Source organism: Stenotrophomonas hibiscicola ATCC 19867, assembly GCF_000382065.1.
GTDB lineage: Bacteria > Pseudomonadota > Gammaproteobacteria > Xanthomonadales > Xanthomonadaceae > Stenotrophomonas > Stenotrophomonas hibiscicola.
In genome coordinates this window covers 67,211-83,086 of sequence record NZ_KB907506.1, presented here as the reverse complement: position 1 = coordinate 83,086, position 15,876 = coordinate 67,211, and the positions used below count along the sequence as shown (strand labels likewise).

General features: G+C 67.8%; 15 protein-coding genes. 10 read left to right on the top strand and 5 right to left on the bottom strand.

Annotated elements, in window-relative coordinates:
- Positions 1 to 275: 275 nt before the first annotated feature.
- Complete coding sequence (locus tag G370_RS0119950; protein ID WP_026347286.1) at positions 276 to 1,004, bottom strand: response regulator; 729 nt, start codon at positions 1,002 to 1,004, stop codon at positions 276 to 278.
- 127 nt (positions 1,005 to 1,131) lie between these two features.
- Here G370_RS0119950 and rlmD point away from each other — a divergent pair, with 127 nt between their 5' ends.
- From rlmD to G370_RS0119905, 9 genes are all read left to right on the top strand, one after another.
- Positions 1,132 to 2,466 (top strand): 23S rRNA (uracil(1939)-C(5))-methyltransferase RlmD, encoded by a 1,335-nt coding sequence (gene rlmD / locus G370_RS0119945; RefSeq protein ID WP_026347285.1) that lies wholly within the window; start codon positions 1,132 to 1,134, stop codon positions 2,464 to 2,466.
- 34 nt (positions 2,467 to 2,500) lie between these two features.
- Positions 2,501 to 2,986, top strand: coding sequence for a CYTH domain-containing protein (locus G370_RS0119940; RefSeq protein ID WP_026347284.1), 486 nt, complete (start codon positions 2,501 to 2,503; stop codon positions 2,984 to 2,986).
- A gap of 113 nt (positions 2,987 to 3,099) precedes the next feature.
- Entirely contained in the window at positions 3,100 to 3,792 is a 693-nt protein-coding gene (locus G370_RS0119935; protein ID WP_019662161.1) for a DsbA family oxidoreductase, read from the top strand.
- Positions 3,793 to 3,919: 127 nt separating this feature from the next.
- Entirely contained in the window at positions 3,920 to 4,927 is a 1,008-nt protein-coding gene (nagZ, locus tag G370_RS0119930; protein WP_019662160.1) for a beta-N-acetylhexosaminidase, read from the top strand.
- Positions 4,927 to 5,481: a hypoxanthine-guanine phosphoribosyltransferase gene (locus tag G370_RS0119925; protein WP_005410592.1), complete on the top strand. Its 555-nt coding sequence runs from the start codon at positions 4,927 to 4,929 to the stop codon at positions 5,479 to 5,481. The genes nagZ and G370_RS0119925 overlap by 1 nt, the downstream gene beginning before the upstream one ends.
- 82 nt (positions 5,482 to 5,563) lie before the next feature.
- Positions 5,564 to 6,310 carry an S-methyl-5'-thioinosine phosphorylase gene (locus tag G370_RS0119920; protein WP_019662159.1) on the top strand — a complete coding sequence of 249 codons (747 nt, stop codon included), beginning with the start codon at positions 5,564 to 5,566 and terminating at the stop codon, positions 6,308 to 6,310.
- Positions 6,311 to 6,398: 88 nt separating this feature from the next.
- Complete coding sequence (locus G370_RS0119915) at positions 6,399 to 6,605, top strand: cold-shock protein (protein WP_005410590.1); 207 nt, start codon at positions 6,399 to 6,401, stop codon at positions 6,603 to 6,605.
- A 102-nt stretch (positions 6,606 to 6,707) separates the two neighbouring features.
- Positions 6,708 to 7,976: an FAD-dependent oxidoreductase gene (locus tag G370_RS0119910; RefSeq protein ID WP_019662158.1), complete on the top strand. Its 1,269-nt coding sequence runs from the start codon at positions 6,708 to 6,710 to the stop codon at positions 7,974 to 7,976.
- A gap of 180 nt (positions 7,977 to 8,156) precedes the next feature.
- Positions 8,157 to 8,426 carry a hypothetical protein gene (locus G370_RS0119905; protein ID WP_019662157.1) on the top strand — a complete coding sequence of 90 codons (270 nt, stop codon included), beginning with the start codon at positions 8,157 to 8,159 and terminating at the stop codon, positions 8,424 to 8,426.
- Between the two features lies 1 nt (position 8,427).
- Here G370_RS0119905 and pdeM read toward each other — a convergent pair whose 3' ends face one another.
- The 4 genes from pdeM to G370_RS0119885 form a co-directional block, all read right to left on the bottom strand.
- Entirely contained in the window at positions 8,428 to 9,069 is a 642-nt protein-coding gene (pdeM, locus tag G370_RS0119900; protein ID WP_019662156.1) for a ligase-associated DNA damage response endonuclease PdeM, read from the bottom strand.
- Positions 9,059 to 11,437, bottom strand: coding sequence for a ligase-associated DNA damage response DEXH box helicase (locus G370_RS0119895; RefSeq protein WP_425423353.1), 2,379 nt, complete (start codon positions 11,435 to 11,437; stop codon positions 9,059 to 9,061). The genes pdeM and G370_RS0119895 overlap by 11 nt, the downstream gene beginning before the upstream one ends.
- A gap of 77 nt (positions 11,438 to 11,514) precedes the next feature.
- Positions 11,515 to 13,122 (bottom strand): ATP-dependent DNA ligase, encoded by a 1,608-nt coding sequence (locus tag G370_RS0119890; RefSeq protein ID WP_019662154.1) that lies wholly within the window; start codon positions 13,120 to 13,122, stop codon positions 11,515 to 11,517.
- Positions 13,119 to 14,117, bottom strand: coding sequence for a ligase-associated DNA damage response exonuclease (locus G370_RS0119885; RefSeq protein ID WP_019662153.1), 999 nt, complete (start codon positions 14,115 to 14,117; stop codon positions 13,119 to 13,121). Before G370_RS0119885 ends, G370_RS0119890 begins: the two co-directional genes overlap by 4 nt.
- Positions 14,118 to 14,230: 113 nt before the next feature.
- Between G370_RS0119885 and G370_RS0119880 the strand changes: the two genes are divergently transcribed.
- The gene (locus G370_RS0119880; RefSeq protein ID WP_019662152.1) at positions 14,231 to 15,868 is read left to right on the top strand and encodes an acyl-CoA dehydrogenase family protein; all 1,638 of its coding nucleotides are present in this window, start codon (positions 14,231 to 14,233) and stop codon (positions 15,866 to 15,868) included.
- The last annotated feature ends 8 nt before the right edge of the window (positions 15,869 to 15,876 follow it).

The window sequence follows — 15,876 nt, the reverse complement described above, 5'->3', positions numbered from 1 at the left end:
GGATCTGACCCCCAGTTTGAATTTCGATATCTGACAGAAATTCATCCACGCATGGCGTGGATCTACCCGATCGCGGCAAACTGTCAGAGGTGGGGGGTGTCGGAGTGCGGGGTGTCAGCCGCATGGATGCGGCTGCCAAGCCCCCATGGACGGGTTTACGGCGTCCCCGCACTCCGACACCGCCCCGCCACCCCACGGAATGCCAGCTGTTGCTGTTGCTGTTGCCTTGGCTTGAAGCCTCTGCATGTGCAGGGCGCAGCCCTGCCGACCAACCCTCAATGCAGCAGGGCCGCCACCGCCGCGCGGAACCCATCCTGGGCCTGCCCGGACTCCGGCGCATGATGCAGTTGGCGCACCGCCCGGGCCAAGCGTGCCGCGCCCACGAACCCACAGCTCGCCTGCAACCGGTGCAACTGGCTGCGCAGCTGACGCTCATCATGCTGGTCCACCGCCTGCTCGACCGCGTCACGCACCCCCGGCAGCTCGGCCAGGAACAGTTCGCGCAGGGCGATCAAGTGGTTGCGCTGGCCATTGAGCGCGGCCAGTGCCGCTGTCTCGTCCCAGTCCTGCACCTGCAGCTCGACCGCTGCCGGGGCCGGGGCAACGGAGATCCCCGCCGGGCTGTTCACCAGTGCGCGGCGCACCGCCTTCAGCAACTGGTCGCGGCCCAGCGGCTTGACCAGGGTGTCGCTGAAGCCAGCTTCGCGCAGGCGGGCATGGATGGACGTGTCACCGTCAGCGGTATGTGCCAACGCCGGGGTGTCGGGATGTGAACGGCGCAGTTCGCGCAGCAGCTGCGCGCCATTGCCGTCAGGCAGGTTGACGTCGATCAGCCACAGGTCGTGCGCGCCGGGTTCGGCGCTGGCCAAAGCGCTGGCCAGCGAATCTGCGGTGTCCACATCCGCCGGTAACGTTTCCAACGCCGCCTTGAAAAAACCGCGGCTGATGATGTCGTCCTCGACAAGCAGGAAGCGGGGCCGGCCGGCCCGCGGGGTCATCTGCATCAGGGCTGCCTCCATGTCAGCTGCTGCAATCATCAAGCACGGCGGCGGCGGGCGCAAGCGGGTCCGGACCCTGCCGGTCAGGATCTGCGACAATACGCCCCCATTTTTGCCCGCAGCCTGTTGCCACGTGGCCCGATCCCGCTCCCGCATCGACCGTACCCCGTTCCAGACCGAAATCCTCGACCTCAGCCATGATGGTCGCGGCGTCGCCCGCCGTGAAGGCGAGGGCGGCAAGGTCACCTTCGTCAGCGGTGCCCTGCCGGGTGAGGTGGTGACGGCCGAACAGACGGCCCGCAGCCGCCATTTCGACGAAGCGCGCACTCTGGAAGTTCTGCAGGCCTCGCCGCAGCGCGTGACCCCGAAGTGCCCGCATTTCGGCACCTGCGCCGGCTGCGTGCTGCAGCACCTGGACGAAGACCAGCAGATCGTCGCCAAGCAGCGCGTGCTGATGGACAACCTGGAGCGGATCGGCCATGTGAAGCCGGGCACCGTGCTTGCGCCGCTGGTCGGCGATAGCTGGGGTTACCGTCGCAAGGGCCGCTTCTCCGTGCGCCGGGTCGAGAAGAAGGACAAGACCCTGGTCGGCTTCCGTGAACAGGATCCGCGTTTCGTCGCCGACCTCAGCCAGTGCCTGACCGTGATCCCGGAGATCGGCACCAAGGTCGAGGCGCTGTCCACCTTCATCGAATCGCTCGATGGCAAGCGCGATATCCCGCAGATTGAGTTCATCGCCGGCGACCAGGCCGTGGTCCTGACCGTGCGCCACCTGCAGCCACTCAGCGATGCGGACCGTGCGGCCTGGGCTGCCTTCGGCCAGCAGCATGGCTTTGCCATCTACCTGCAGCCGGGCGGGGTGGACACCGTACATCCGCTGGACGGGCAGGGCGTGCCGCTGTCGTTCCGGCTGGCGCCGTGGGATGTCGAACTGGCGTTCCGCCCGCTGGACTTCATCCAGGTCAACGCCAAGCTGAACGAGAAGATGATCGCCCATGCCCTGGATCTGCTGGAGCCGGGTGAGGACGAGCGCGTGCTGGACCTGTTCTGCGGCCTGGGCAATTTCACTCTGCCGCTGGCCCGCCGCGTGCGCGAGGTCGTTGGCGTGGAAGGCGATGCCGGCCTCGTCGCGCGCGCCCGTGAGAATGCTGAGCGCAATGGCCTGGCCAACGCCCAGTTCTTCAGCGCCGACCTGACCCAGGACCAGCGCAGCACCCCGTGGATGCGCCAGGGCTTCGACAAGCTGCTGCTGGATCCGCCGCGCTCGGGCGCGATCGAGGTGCTGCAGCAGCTGCCGCTGAAGCAGTTCAAGCGCATTGTCTACGTGAGCTGCCACCCGGGCTCACTGGCACGCGATGCCGGCTATCTGGTCAACGAACAGGGCTTCACCCTGGTCAGCGCCGGTGCCATGGACATGTTCCCGCACACCGCGCATGTGGAAAGCATCGCGGTCTTCGAGAAGCGCTGAGCGGTTGTCATCACCCGTGGCGCATAATTGCGCCATGGGCATCGAAATCGAACGCAAATTCCTAGTCAGCAGTGATGGCTGGCGCTCCGCCGCGCATCGGGTGATCCCGATGGCGCAGGGCTACATCAACGATATGGGCGCGCTCGACCGCGGGACCCAGAATGCCTCGGTGCGCGTGCGCATCGAAGGCGAGCATGCCGCGCTGAACCTGAAGTCGCGCACCCTCGGGCATACCCGGCAGGAGTTCGACTACCCGATCCCGGTGGAAGACGCGCGCGCGTTGCTTGCACTGTGCGTAGGCGGGCTGATCGACAAGCGCCGCCATCTGGTCGAACACGCCGGGCTGACCTGGGAAGTGGACGAGTTCCTCGGTGACAACGCCGGCCTGGTGGTGGCCGAGGTCGAGCTGGAAAGCGCCGACCAAGCCATCGACCTGCCGGACTGGGTCGGTGCCGAAGTGACCGATGACGCCCGTTACTACAACGTTGCCCTGGCCAGCCGCCCGTATTCACAGTGGTGAACCCCCAAAAAGGGGACGGAGGGGATTAAGTCGTCTTTACCCCGCCTGTGCGGAAAGCGACTTGATCCCCTCCGTCCCCTTTTATCGAGGAAGGCGGTCCCCATGTCGTGGGGATGAGAATCGACATCTACTCCGACGTGGTCTGCCCCTGGTGCTGGATTGGCAAGCATCGTTTCCAGCAGGGCGTGCAGTTGCTGGGCGCCAATGCGCCTGACCTCGATATCCACTGGCAGCCGTTCCAGCTGGACCCGGATGCGGACGACACCCCGGTGCCGCTGCGCGAGGCCTATGCGCGCAAGTTCGGGGGCGTCGAGCGCACCGAGCAGATCCTCGGCCAGACCCAGACCACCGCACGCGCGGAGGGGCTGCCGATGGATTTCAACCAGCGCCAGGTGCGGGTGACCACGCTGCCGGCGCACCGGCTGCTGTGGCTGGCCGGCGAGCACGGCGTGCAGGACGCGGTGGGTGAAGCGCTGTTCCGCGCCCACTTCGAGCAAGGCCAGAATCTGGCCGATACCGCCGTGCTGGTGAACGCCGGCGTGGCTGGCGGCCTGGACGATGGTGAAATCACGCAGATGCTGGCCTCCGATCGCGGCCTGGCCGAGGTGGAGGCCAAGCTGGCGCAGGCCCATGCATTGGGCATTTCCTCGGTGCCGACCTTCGTGATCGATGGGAAGTGGGCCATTTCCGGGGCGCAGCCGCCCGAAGCCTTTGCCAACGCGCTGCGCCAGATCGCGGCCGAACAGGGGGCCCCGGCCACTCCGGCTGGCGACGAGGCCTGCGGCCCGGACGGCTGCAAGGTCTGAGCAGATCGGGTCGGAGCCCCTGCGGGGATCCGACCCCACACTCCCCTTCGTCTGACCACTGCGCCTGTCGGCCGGTTCTGCGACAATGCGGCACTGCGCCATGAGGCGCGCGCTGTGGAGATCAACCATGCTGCTGATCGGCGTTGCCGGCACCGAACTGACCACCCAGGAACGTGACTGGCTGCAGCACGATGCCGTGGCCGGGGTGGTACTGTTCAAGCGCAACTTCGCCTCGCGCCAGCAGGTAACCGATCTGAGCGCGGCGATCCGCGCCGCTGCGCCGCGCCCGCAGCTGATCTGCGTGGACCAGGAAGGCGGCCGCGTACAGCGCTTCCGCGAAGGTTACAGTGATCTGCCGCCACTGCAGGACATCGGTGCCCTGTACGCCACCGACCCGCAGCAGGCCCTGTCGCTGGCCGAGCAGCACGCCTGGCTGATGGCCAGTGAAGTCCGCGCCAGCGGGCTGGACCTCAGCTTCGCGCCGGTGGTCGATCTTGGCCGCGGCAACCGCGCCATCGGCAACCGCGCCTTCAGCGAAGACCCGCAGGTGGTTGCGGCGTTCACCGCAGCCTATGTGCGTGGCATGCATGCGGTCGGCATGGCCGCCACGCTCAAGCATTTCCCCGGCCACGGCACCGTGCTGGAAGACACCCACGTGGATACCGCGATCGATCCGCGCGCGCTGGACGAGCTGCGCGCGCAGGACCTGGTGCCATTCCAGGCCGGCATCGCCGCCGGTGCCGACGCGGTGATGATGGCGCACGTGATCTACCCGCAGATTGCGCCTGAACCGGCTGGCTATTCGCCGCGCTGGATCCAGGACATCCTGCGTGGCGAGCTCGGCTTCCGCGGCGTGGTGTTCTCCGATGACATCGGCATGGCCGCCTCGCACAGTGCCGGTGGCGTGCCCGCGCGCGTGCACGCACACCTGGACGCCGGCTGCGACGTGGTGCTGGTCTGCCACCCGGAGCTGGTTGATGAAGCCCTGCACGCGGTGCAGGGGCGCTCCCTCAATACTGCTGCGCTGCTGGGCCTGCTCGGCCGCGGCGCGCTTGGCTGGGATGGCCTGCTGGCCGATGCCCGCCATGGCCACACCCAATCCCGTCTGATTGAAACCCTTGGAAGAACCGTCTGATGCCCAACCTCACCATTTCCCAGGCCCTGGCCCAGGCTGACCTGCTGGTCGACCGCCCCACCATCGACAAGGCCATCGCTGGTATCGCCGACGCCATCGCGCGCGATTACAAGGGCGAGGTGCCGCTGTTCCTGTCAATCATGCACGGCGCGCTGCCGTTCGCCGGCCAGCTGGCGCTGGAGCTGGGCGCGCGCGGCCAGGACGTGCAGTTCGATTACCTGCACGCTACCCGTTACCGCGGTGAAACCACCGGCGGCGACCTGGTCTGGAAGCACAAGCCGGCCACTTCGCTGTTCGGCCGCCGCGTGCTGCTGGTCGACGACATCCTGGACGAGGGCTACACCCTGCAGGGCGTGCGCACCTGGTGCCTGGAACAGGGCGCGACCGACGTGCGCATCGCCGCGATGACGGTGAAGAAGCACGACCGCGCGCTGCCGGACGTGACCGCCGACTACGCCGGCATCGAACTGCCGGACCGCTACGTGTTCGGCTTCGGCATGGACGTCAATGAAACCCTGCGCTGCGTGCCGGCCATCTACGCGATGAAGGAATAACGGCGCAGCCGCCCGCGGCGCGTTTTCTTCTGCCGCCGGCATCCTCGGGTGCCGGCGTTGGTCGTTTCATGGAGTGCTTTGAATGCAACAGATCGCCCTGGCCGTGATCGGCGGTACCGGTGTCTACAACCTGGCCAAGCTTGACGACGTGCAGACCCACGAGGTCGACACCCGCTTCGGCCGCCCGTCCGGCCCGGTACGCGTCGGTACGCTGCTTGGACACCGCGTGGCGTTCCTGGCGCGGCATGGCGAGGGCCATTCGCTGCCGCCGCACAAGATCAACTACCGCGCCAACCTGGCCGCACTGCAGCAACTGGGCGCGCAGCGCGTGCTGGCGTTGAACACGGTGGGGGGCATCACCGAACACTTTGGTCCGCGCGTGCTGGCCTGCCCGGATCAGATCATCGACTACACCTGGGGCCGCATCAGCACGATCTGTGAAGAAGAAGGCACCGACGTGGTCCACGTCGATTTCGGCCACCCCTATACGCCGATGCTGCGCAGCAAGATCCTGGCCGCTGCGAAAGTGACCGGTGTCACGGTCCAGGACGGCGGCTGCTACGGCGCAACGCAGGGCCCGCGCCTGGAAACCATCGCCGAGATCGCCCGCATGCGCCGCGACGGCTGCGATCTGGTGGGCATGACCGGGATGCCGGAAGCCGCACTGGCACGGGAGCTGGGGCTGGATTACGCCTGCCTGGCGATCATCGCCAACTGGGCTGCCGGCTGTGGCGATGGTGAAGAGATCACGATGGCTGAAGTACTTGCCAACGTGCAGGCCGCCAGCAACGGACTTCCGGAACTGGTAGGTGAATTGGCACGGGGGTGATTGTCTTCGCCGAGCAAGCTTTGCATACTCAGCTTGTGCGCGGGTTCAGCGTACACCACCCATTCATTGCATAAGGTCTCGCATCACCATGCCGAACGGTACCGTCAAGTGGTTCAACGACGCCAAGGGATTTGGCTTCATCTCGCCGGAGGATGGCAGCGCCGACGTGTTCGCGCACTTCTCCGCCATCAACTCCAAGGGCTTCCGCAGCCTGCAGGAAGGCCAGCGTGTCACCTATGACGTGACCCAGGGCCCGAAGGGTGCCCAGGCTTCGAACATCACGCCGGCCGAGTGATCCACTCGACAGTGCGTTGAAAACCCCGCTCCGGCGGGGTTTTTTTTGCGCGGCACGCTCGCGGCCCGTTCGCGATCCACCCACCTCGGGCACAATGCGCCCATGAAGGAACGACTGCGCATCGCCGTGATCGGCTACGGCACCGCTGGACAGGCAGTGTCCATCCTGCTCACCCGTGACGGCCACGAGGTGGAGATCTTCGAACGCGTGCCCACGCCGGGACCGGTTGGCGCCGGCTTCCTGCTGCAGCCCAGCGGCCTGCAGGTACTGTGGCAGATGGGCCTGCTTGATTCCGTGCGTGCACATGCCGCGCCGGTGCACCGCCTGTATGGCGACACGCCGTGCGAGCGCGCGGTGATGGACATGGCCTATGCCGGGCTGGATGCACGCCTGCATGGGCTGGGCATGCAGCGCGGGGCGCTGTTTTCGCTGCTGGACCAGGCCCGCGATGGCGCCGGCCAGCTGCATGTCGGCACCACCATCGTTTCCGTCGACGCCGCACAGGGGCGTTTGCGCGACAGCGAGGGGCGCCAGCACGGACCGTTCGACCTTGTGGTGGCTGCCGATGGTGCAGCTTCAACGCTGCGCGGCGGCGTCGAGCGGGGCATCGCGCTGGACAGGGTTTATCCGTGGGGCGCGCTGTGGTGCCTGCTGCCGGCCGAGGACTGGCCGCACATGAGCGAGCTGCGCCAGCGCTACGTGGCCGCGCGCAAGATGATCGGGCTGCTGCCGGTCGGTACCCGCCCCGGTGATGACACGCCGCGCCTGAGCTTCTTCTGGAGCCTGCCACGCGCCGATTTCGATCGGTGGCAGGCCGAAGGTATGGCGCCCTGGCTGGATGAACTGCATGCGCTGTGGCCGCAGGCCAGTGCGCGCTTCGCCCATCTGCGCGATGCCGGCCAGATGGCGCGCGCCGTTTACCGTGATGCGGTGATGACACGTTGGCACCAAGGCCGCATGGTGCTGGCCGGTGATGCGGCGCATGCGATGAGCCCCCAGCTGGGGCAGGGTGTGAACATGGCGTTGCTCGATGCACTGGCACTGCGCGATGCCGTGCGCAGCCATGGCGGCAGTGCGGCGGCATTGCAGGCCTACCAAGCGCAGCGGCGCGCGCATGTGGCCGTGTACCAGCGCTGGAGCCGCTGGCTGACGCCACTGTTCCAGTCCGACCGCGACGCTTGGGCGAAAGCGCGTGATGTGCTGCTTGGCCCGATGGGGCGCCTGCCCGGTGGCCGTGGGCATATGCTGCGCATACTCAGTGGCACGCAGCATGGCTGGCTTGGCTCGATCCAACTGGACCCGGCATTCGTCAACGAACTGGGCACGTCGATGGCAATGCCTCCCAGCAACGCGATCACGGCCAGTGCGTGAGGCGCGTCGTCACGTGAATTAACGGCTGCGTCACTACAGATATGCGAGAAGTGGGTTGCACGCGATTGCGCGTCGCCCGTTTTCCTTTCCGTGATCGACATCGCGCGTGGCCCGGGCGGCGCTGCCGTTGCGGCCTGTTGCGGCCCGGACGCGCCGCCTGTTGTTGAAGAGGAGGACGCCATGTTGTTCGCGGTCGAGGAGCTGGAATCGGAAATCTGCAAGCTGCGTGGTCTGCTGCAGATGCTGCACGAGGACCAGCCCGACGTACTGGAGGACGTGTTTGAATTCCATGTGGGCAGCCTGATCAGCCACGCGTCGCCGGAACACCATGCACGCATCCGCGCCTGCGCGCAGGAAATGCTGGCGAGGATCCAGGCCTTGCCGCGGCGGCGTGAAGGGGACACGCCCGAGTTCCAGTTGATGCCGCAGCTGGAGATCCGCCCCGCCTGATTCACGTCACGGGCAGTTCGACCAGGCTGCCCTCGACGCAGGCGACCCTCTGCTCGCCGGGAGCGGGAACAGGCACGATTCCCGCAGTGAACGCAGAGAAGGCCGGCAGGACCGTCATCCCGTCACGCAGCCAGAATACGGGGAAGCGCCGACGCAACGGCGACAGGGCGACCTGCGGATGCAGATGCCCAGCGATCACATGCCGTCCTGCATCGGCCACTGGCTCATGGCGAAGCATGAACGGATGCAGGTGTGCTTCATCGTGGATCTGTACCAGCAGCTGGGCGTGCGGCAGGTGGCGGTCGTGATTTCCGCGCAGGACATGCACGTCCAGCGCCGCGTTGCGTTCGCGCCATGCCAACCATTGCTGGTACCACGCGGCGCGATGCGCCGGTCCATGCAGGATGTCGCCCAGGATCCACAGCTCGCGGCATGCATACCTGTCCAGCAGCGCCTGCAGGCGATTGAGGTCTTCCCCGGTGCCACCACTGGGGAGCGCGATGCCGGCACGGCGGAATACGTCGGCCTTGCCCAAGTGCAGGTCGGCGATCAACAGCGCCTGCCGTGTGGGCCAGTACAGCGCGCGCTCGCCAAGCAGCACAAGCGATTCGCCCGCGCGCAGCAGCAGCAGTTCATCGGCCATGGCGGCGCTCCAGCTGCTTGGCCGCGCGTTGCACGCGGGTACGCCAGTCCTCGTTGCTGAACTGCCCACGCAGGCGTTCGGCCCACAGCGGGAAGCCCAGGGGCGTCAGCGACGCCGGGCATTGCACCGACAGCGCCTGCGTGCCGATCCTTGCCAGTACCTGCCGCAAGCCCGGCAGGTCAAGGCTGTCGTGCAGCACTTCGCGTTCGGCCAACGCCAGCAGCAGATGGCCCGGATCGTGCTCGCGCAGTACATCGAAGAGCAGGCCCGCCGACGCCTGCAACTGCCGCAGCGATCGCGGCATGCCACCGGGCAGGCTGGGCACCAGCAGGCCGGCCACACGTGCGATGCCGCGGAACTGGCGCCGCGCCAGCTCGCCCAGGTTCACTGCGGCACGCAGATCATCCAGCAGCTGATCGGGGGTGAACAATGCTCGCCATTGCGCTGCGTCCAGATCGATCGCCTGGGCCGGTGCCAGCACCAGGCCATGGTCGTTCACCGCGTAGCCGATGCTGTTGCGCTGCAGGCGGGTACAGCGCAAGGCCAGCAGGGCGGCCAGCGCCTCATGCACGTGGCGGCCGGCAAAGGGATAGACGAACAGGAACTGGCCTTCGCGACGCCGCACCTGTTCCACCAGCAGGTGGTCCGCGCCGGGAAGCGCCGACAACTGTTGCTGCAGTGCCAGCAAGGGCGACAGCCAGCGTGATTCGGCACTGTTGTCGGCGCCGGACAGTACCCACTCCAGCTCGCGACCGAGTGGCATCGACAGCGGCAACTGGCCTCCCTGCCAGCGTGGCACGACGCCGTCTCCGCGCCCTCGTGCCAACCGCACGAAGGCGGTCATGTCGCGCAGCTGCACCAGCTCCAGCAGGCGCCCGGCGAACTGGAAACGATCGCCACGTCGCAGCCGGCTGGCGAACTGCTCCTCCACGGCGCCCAGGCTGCCGCCGCGCAGGAACTGCACGCGCACGCTGCCATCGCTGCTGATGGTGCCGATCGAAAGCCGATGACGCAGCGCCTGGCGGCGGTCATGCATGCGGTACCACCCATCGGCATCACGCACGACCTTGTGGAAATCGGGGTACTGGGCCAAGGCCTGCCCGCCCTGCACGATGAACGTGAGCACGGCCTGCCATTGGTCGTTGCCGAGCGACGCGAAGGCATGGGTACGCCGGACCTGTTCCAGCAGCGCAGTGCTGTCGAAGCCGCCCGCCAGCGCACGGCTGACCGCGTGCTGGGCCAGCACATCCAGCGACAGCGTCGGCGGCCTGCGCGCTTCGACCACGCCTTCAGCCAATGCACGGCGCACCGCAGCGTACTCGGCCAGTTCCAGCGCATGGCTGGGCACGCACAGGATGGCGCCGCTGGCACCCGGGCGGTGGCGTGCGCGTCCGGCGCGCTGGCGCAGGCGCGCCACGCCCTTCGGGCTGCCCAGCTGCAGGACCTGTTCTACTTCGGGGAAGTCCACGCCGAGGTCAAGGCTGGAAGTGGCAACCACGCAGCGCAGCGCGCCCGCGCGCAGTCCGTCTTCCACCTGCTGGCGCAGGGCCGGATCCAGCGAGCCATGGTGCAGCGCAAGCGTGTCCAGTTCCTCCGGCCACACCGCGGCCAGCGCCTGATGCCACAGTTCTGCCTGTGCACGGGTGTTGGTGAACAGCAGGCTACTGCGTGCCTGCATCAGCGCCTCCAGCACGCGTGGCAGCTGTGCCAGGCCCAGATGCCCCGCCCATGGGAAGCGTTCGCCGGGGTCTGGCAGCAGGCTGCGCACGCTGAGTGTGCGCGGCCGTACGCCCTGCACGATTGGTGCTTCCGGTTGACGGGGCAGCAGCACGTCGCGCGCCTCCCGCAGATTGCCCAGCGTGGCCGACAGACCCCACAGCTGCAATGCCGGCCTGGCATCGCGCAACACCGCCAGGTTCAACTGCAGCAGGACGCCGCGCTTGTTGCCCAGCAGTTCGTGCCATTCATCCACCACCACGCAGCGCAGCTGGCGCATGCGCGGCAGCGTGTCGGGATAGCTCAACAACAGCGCCAGCGATTCGGGCGTGGTCACCAGTACGTCGACGCGGCCCTCGCGCGCCTGTCGTCGTTCGCGGTTGCTGGCGTCGCCACTACGCAGGCCGACACGCCATCCCAGCCCCAGCCCATCGACCACGTCCTGCAGTGCGCGTGCGGTATCACTGGCCAACGCGCGCAAGGGCGTCACCCACAGCACCTGCAGTGGGCGCACCGCGCTGGCCCGACGGGGCAAGGGTGGCGGATCGATCATGGCCTGCAGCAGGGGCCCGCCGAACATCGCCAGTGTCTTGCCGCTGCCCGTGGGCGTATGCAGCAACCCGGATTCGCCCGCCAGGTAGTGGCGCCACATTGCGCGCTGGAACGGCAGTGAGCGCCAGCCTCTGGACCCAAACCAGTCTTCCAGCCGGCGCAGCGCCTGGCTGCGGGTCATCGCGCCAGCGCCTTCAGGCTGGCCAGCTGATCGGCCTCGCTGGCGGGCTTGTCGTGGCGCCAGCGCAGGATGCGCGGGAAGCGCACGGCGATGCCGGACTTGTGCCGGCTGCTGCGGTTGACTGCTTCAAAGCCCAGCTCGAACACCTGTTCGGCGCGTACGCTGCGCACCGGCCCGAAGCGCTCGCGGGTGTTGGCGCGGATCCAGCGGTCGAGCGCGAGGATCTCCTTGTCGTCCAGGCCGGAATACGCCTTGGCCACCGGCACCAGCGTGTCGCCGTCCCACACGCCAAAGGTGTAGTCGGTGTACAGCGTGCTGCGTCGGCCGTGCCCGGCCTGTGCGTACAGCAGCACCGCGTCTATCGTGAGTGGATCGACCTTCCATTTCCACCAGTCGCCGCGTCGTCGCCCCGCCTGGTAGGAGGACGTGCGCCGCTTCAGCATCAACCCCTCCACACCGCGTTCGCGCGCCACATCGCGCATCGCCGCGGCCTGCGGCCAGTCGCCGGCGGCAACGTCGGGCGACAGCTGGATGCGCGCATCGCCCAGTGCACCGACGACCTCGGTGAGCCGCGCGCGCCGTTGCTGCAATGGAAGTTCGCGCAGGTCCGCGCCATCGAGTTCCAGCAGGTCGTAGGCGAGCACGCGCACCGGCGTGTTGCGCAGGGTGGCCGCGCCGGGTTTGCGGCGCTGGATGCGGGTCTGCAGCGCGGTGAAGGCACGTGGCAGGTCCGCGGCTTCGTCCCAGGCCAGCAGCTCGCCATCCAGCACGCAGCCATCGGGAAGCGCCATCGCCGCCTGTTCGATTTCGGGGAAGCGACCATCCAGCCGCTCTTCGCCACGTGACCACAAGGCGACCTCGCCGCGCCGGCGCAGCAGCTGCACGCGGATGCCATCCCACTTCCATTCCAGCAGCCAGTCGTCGATCGCACCGAGTCGTTCGGCAGGGCTGCCCTCCAGTGGCGAGGCGAGGAAAAAGGGGTAGGGCTGCTGCCGGTCCAGCGGCAGCTCATCCGGCGACAGCAGCTGGGCCAGCAGCCCGGGCGAGGGCACCCACTCGCCCAGCATGCGCTGGGCGATGCGGGCAATATCCAGGCCGGACCACTCGGCCAGCGCCTGCTGCACCAGCCGTTGCGAGACGCCAACGCGCAGGGCTCCGGTCAGCAGCTTGTTGAACACCAGGCGTTCGCTGCTGCACAGCTGCCGCCAGCCGGCGACGACCGCCGCACGGCGCACCGCCTCGGGTTGGTTGGCCACCGCCAGCAGGTGCTGTTCGATCCATTCGGCCAGGGGGCGGTCAGGCGAGGGGTTTGGTGGGTCGTCCAGCAGCAGGGTCAGCGTTTCGGCCAGGTCACCGACCTGCGCATAGCTGTCGTCCACCAGCCACGGTGGCAACCCTGATTCCTCGGCGATCCAGGCGCGCAGTTCGCCACTGGCGGCGATCTTCCGGCGTGCGCCGCCCACCTTGCCACCACTGAGGAGGTACAGCGCCCACGCCGCATCGTGCGCGCCTGCCTGGCCGAAGTAATCGACCAGCGCCGCTCGCTTGTCCAGCGTGGCAGTGCTGCGGTCCAGGCGTTGGTAGAGCGCTGCGAAGGCTTTCATTCCTCGCTCCCGAAATCGGTACGGAAGGCTTCGGCAGCCACGCCGCGCTCACGCAGGTAGGGAATCAGCGCATCGGTATTGCCATGGGTGGCGATCACCCTCTGCGCGCCGGTCTGTTCGATCGTCGTCAGCAGTGCTGGCCAATCGGCGTGATCGGAAATGACGAAGCCACGATCGACGTTGCGTCGGCGCCGGTTGCCGCGCAATTGCATCCAGCCCGAGGCGAAGCCCAGCTGGTGGCGCCCGAAGCGGCGCATCCAGGGCGTGCCCGCAGCCGAGGGCGGGGCGAGGATCAACTGGCCGGCGGCATCGGGTTGACGGCCCTGTTCGGCCACGGTGAGCGTCTCCAGCATCGGTACGCCGGCCTGCCGGTACACCGCTACGCCATTGGCGATGGCGCCATGCAGCCAGGCCGGGCGATCATCCAGCGGCCGCAGCTCGGCCAGCACCCGTTGTGCCTTGCCCAGTGCATAGCACAGCAGGATCGCCGCCTCGCCGCGCTGTTCGCATTCGCGGCGCCACGCCACGATCTCCGCAGCGACTGCCGGCGTGTCCGGCCAGCGGTAGATCGGCAGGGCGAAGGTTGCCTCGGTGATGAACGTATCGCAGGGCACCACTTCGAACGGCGCGCAGGTCGGGTCTGGCTGGCGCTTGTAGTCGCCGGAGGCCACCCAGACCTGCCGCCCGTCGTCGATGCGCACCTGCGAGGACCCCAGCACGTGGCCGGCTGGATGCAGTGATACTTGCACCCGGCCCAGGCGGAACGGGGTGCCCTCGGCATGCGCCTGCACCGGCACGTCGCCCAGGCGCCAACGCAGGATCGGCAGGCTGCCGTCGCTGCAGTGGTATTCGCCCATGCCCGGGCGAGCATGGTCACCGTGGCCATGGGTGATGACCGCGCGCGGCACCGGCCGCCAGGGATCGATGTGGAAGTCGCCCGCAGCGCAGTACAGCCCCTCGGGGCGCAACACCACCAGATCGTCATTGCCTGCCATGCCATCACTGTGGCCTGCGGCTCGTGCACGGGGTGAGAACCGGCCTGAACACGGGCTTGGCAGGTCATGCGGCACAATCGGGCCGCACACTTCTTGCCGCCAGGATGGACCGGATGAGTGGACCGAGCTTCAGCAGCAACGCGCCCTACGAAACCCATGTGGTACTGAACCAGCCGCCGCCGTTCGCGGGGCGGCAGTTGTGGACCGACGACGCGGCGCTGATGGAAGCCGTTCAGCGCGAAGGCGCTGGCAGCTTCGCGCCACGATTGGCGGTGTATGGCGCGCTGGCGGGTGATGAGCTGTACCGGGTCGGCTTCGATGCCAACCGCGATCGGCCACGCCTGCGCACGCATGATGCGCAGGGCCATCGCATCGACACGGTGGAGTTCCATCCGGCCTATCACCAGTTGATGGACACGGCCAAATCGCACGGGGTCGCAGGCTTGTCCTGGCATGAGCCGCAGCCCGGCGCGCACGTGGCACGTGCGGTGTTGAGCTACCTGCATCACCAGGCCGAGGCGGGCACCAGTTGCCCATTGACGATGACCCATGCAGCAGTAGCGGTGCTGCGCACGCAGCCGCACCTGGCCGAGTGGGCACGCAAGGCCGCAGCGCCGGTCTATGACCCGCGCGACGTGCCGGTGGCGGACAAGGCCGGCATCACCCTGGGCATGGGCATGACCGAGAAGCAGGGCGGCTCGGATGTACGTGCCAACAGTACCCGCGCCGAACCGATCGATGGCGAGCGCTATCGCCTGGTCGGCCACAAGTGGTTCTTTTCCGCGCCGATGTGCGACGGCTTCCTGGTGCTGGCGCAGGCGCCGGGAGGACTGACCTGCCTGCTGTTGCCGCGCCGCCTGGCAGACGGTGACCGCAACGCGTTCCGCCTGATGCGGTTGAAGGACAAGCTTGGGGATTGGGCCAATGCCTCCAGCGAGGTCGAGTTCTGCGGCGCGCAGGCGTGGCGGGTGGGTGAAGAGGGCCGCGGCGTGGCCACCATCATCGGCATGGTGATGATGACCCGCCTGGACTGCATGCTGGGCGCCGCAGCGGAGATGCGCATGGCGCTGGCGCAGGCGCTGCATCACGCACGGCATCGCCGCACCTTTGGCAAGCTGCTGGTCGAGCACCCGTTGATGACCAACGTGCTGGCTGATCTGGCGATGGAGTCGGAAGCGGCCACGGTGTTGGCGATCCGCATCGCACGCGCGGTGGATCGTGCCGGTGTGGATGCCAATGAAGCCGCGATGGCACGGTTGGGGACGGCACTAGGCAAGTACTGGCTGTGCAAGCGTGCGCCGGCCTTCGTCAATGAAGCGCAGGAATGCCTGGGCGGCGCGGGCTATGTGGAGGAGTCGATGCTGCCGCGCCTGTACCGGCAGGCACCGTTGAATTCGATCTGGGAAGGCAGCGGCAACATCCAGTGTCTGGATGTGCTGCGTGCATTGGCCCGTGAACCGGAGGCGATGGCGGCATTGCGCGGCGAGCTGGCGGCGGTGGCCGACCGTGATGCGCGCTACGCAGCGGCATTGCAGCGCTGGGCAGCGGCACCGGCACCGGAGGAATCACAGGCGCGACTGTTCTGCGAGCGCACTGCGCTGTTGTTGCAGGCAGCGCTGCTGCTGCGTGCGCGCAGCCCGATCGCCGAGGCGTTCGTGCGCAGCCGGCTGGAAGGAGAGCACGGGCTGGCATTCGGGACGCTGCCGGCGGGCCTGGAGCTGACCGCGATGCTGGCGCGCGCGCTGCCGTAGGCAATGGC

Excerpts from the sequence above, each read along its gene's own strand:
- G370_RS0119885 (WP_019662153.1), bottom strand. The coding sequence starts at position 14,117 with ATGGCAGGCAATGACGATCTGGTGGTGTTGCGCCCCGAGGGGCTGTAC.
- pdeM (WP_019662156.1), bottom strand. The coding sequence starts at position 9,069 with ATGGCCGATGAACTGCTGCTGCTGCGCGCGGGCGAATCGCTTGTGCTG.
- G370_RS0119905 (WP_019662157.1), top strand. The coding sequence starts at position 8,157 with ATGTTGTTCGCGGTCGAGGAGCTGGAATCGGAAATCTGCAAGCTGCGT.
- G370_RS0119920 (WP_019662159.1), top strand. The coding sequence starts at position 5,564 with ATGCAACAGATCGCCCTGGCCGTGATCGGCGGTACCGGTGTCTACAAC.
- G370_RS0119890 (WP_019662154.1), bottom strand. The coding sequence starts at position 13,122 with ATGAAAGCCTTCGCAGCGCTCTACCAACGCCTGGACCGCAGCACTGCC.
- G370_RS0119940 (WP_026347284.1), top strand. The coding sequence starts at position 2,501 with ATGGGCATCGAAATCGAACGCAAATTCCTAGTCAGCAGTGATGGCTGG.
- G370_RS0119895 (WP_425423353.1), bottom strand. The coding sequence starts at position 11,437 with ATGTGGCGCCACTACCTGGCGGGCGAATCCGGGTTGCTGCATACGCCC.
- nagZ (WP_019662160.1), top strand. The coding sequence starts at position 3,920 with ATGCTGCTGATCGGCGTTGCCGGCACCGAACTGACCACCCAGGAACGT.
- G370_RS0119880 (WP_019662152.1), top strand. The coding sequence starts at position 14,231 with ATGAGTGGACCGAGCTTCAGCAGCAACGCGCCCTACGAAACCCATGTG.
- G370_RS0119925 (WP_005410592.1), top strand. The coding sequence starts at position 4,927 with ATGCCCAACCTCACCATTTCCCAGGCCCTGGCCCAGGCTGACCTGCTG.
- G370_RS0119950 (WP_026347286.1), bottom strand. The coding sequence starts at position 1,004 with ATGCAGATGACCCCGCGGGCCGGCCGGCCCCGCTTCCTGCTTGTCGAG.
- G370_RS0119910 (WP_019662158.1), top strand. The coding sequence starts at position 6,708 with ATGAAGGAACGACTGCGCATCGCCGTGATCGGCTACGGCACCGCTGGA.
- G370_RS0119935 (WP_019662161.1), top strand. The coding sequence starts at position 3,100 with ATGAGAATCGACATCTACTCCGACGTGGTCTGCCCCTGGTGCTGGATT.
- G370_RS0119915 (WP_005410590.1), top strand. The coding sequence starts at position 6,399 with ATGCCGAACGGTACCGTCAAGTGGTTCAACGACGCCAAGGGATTTGGC.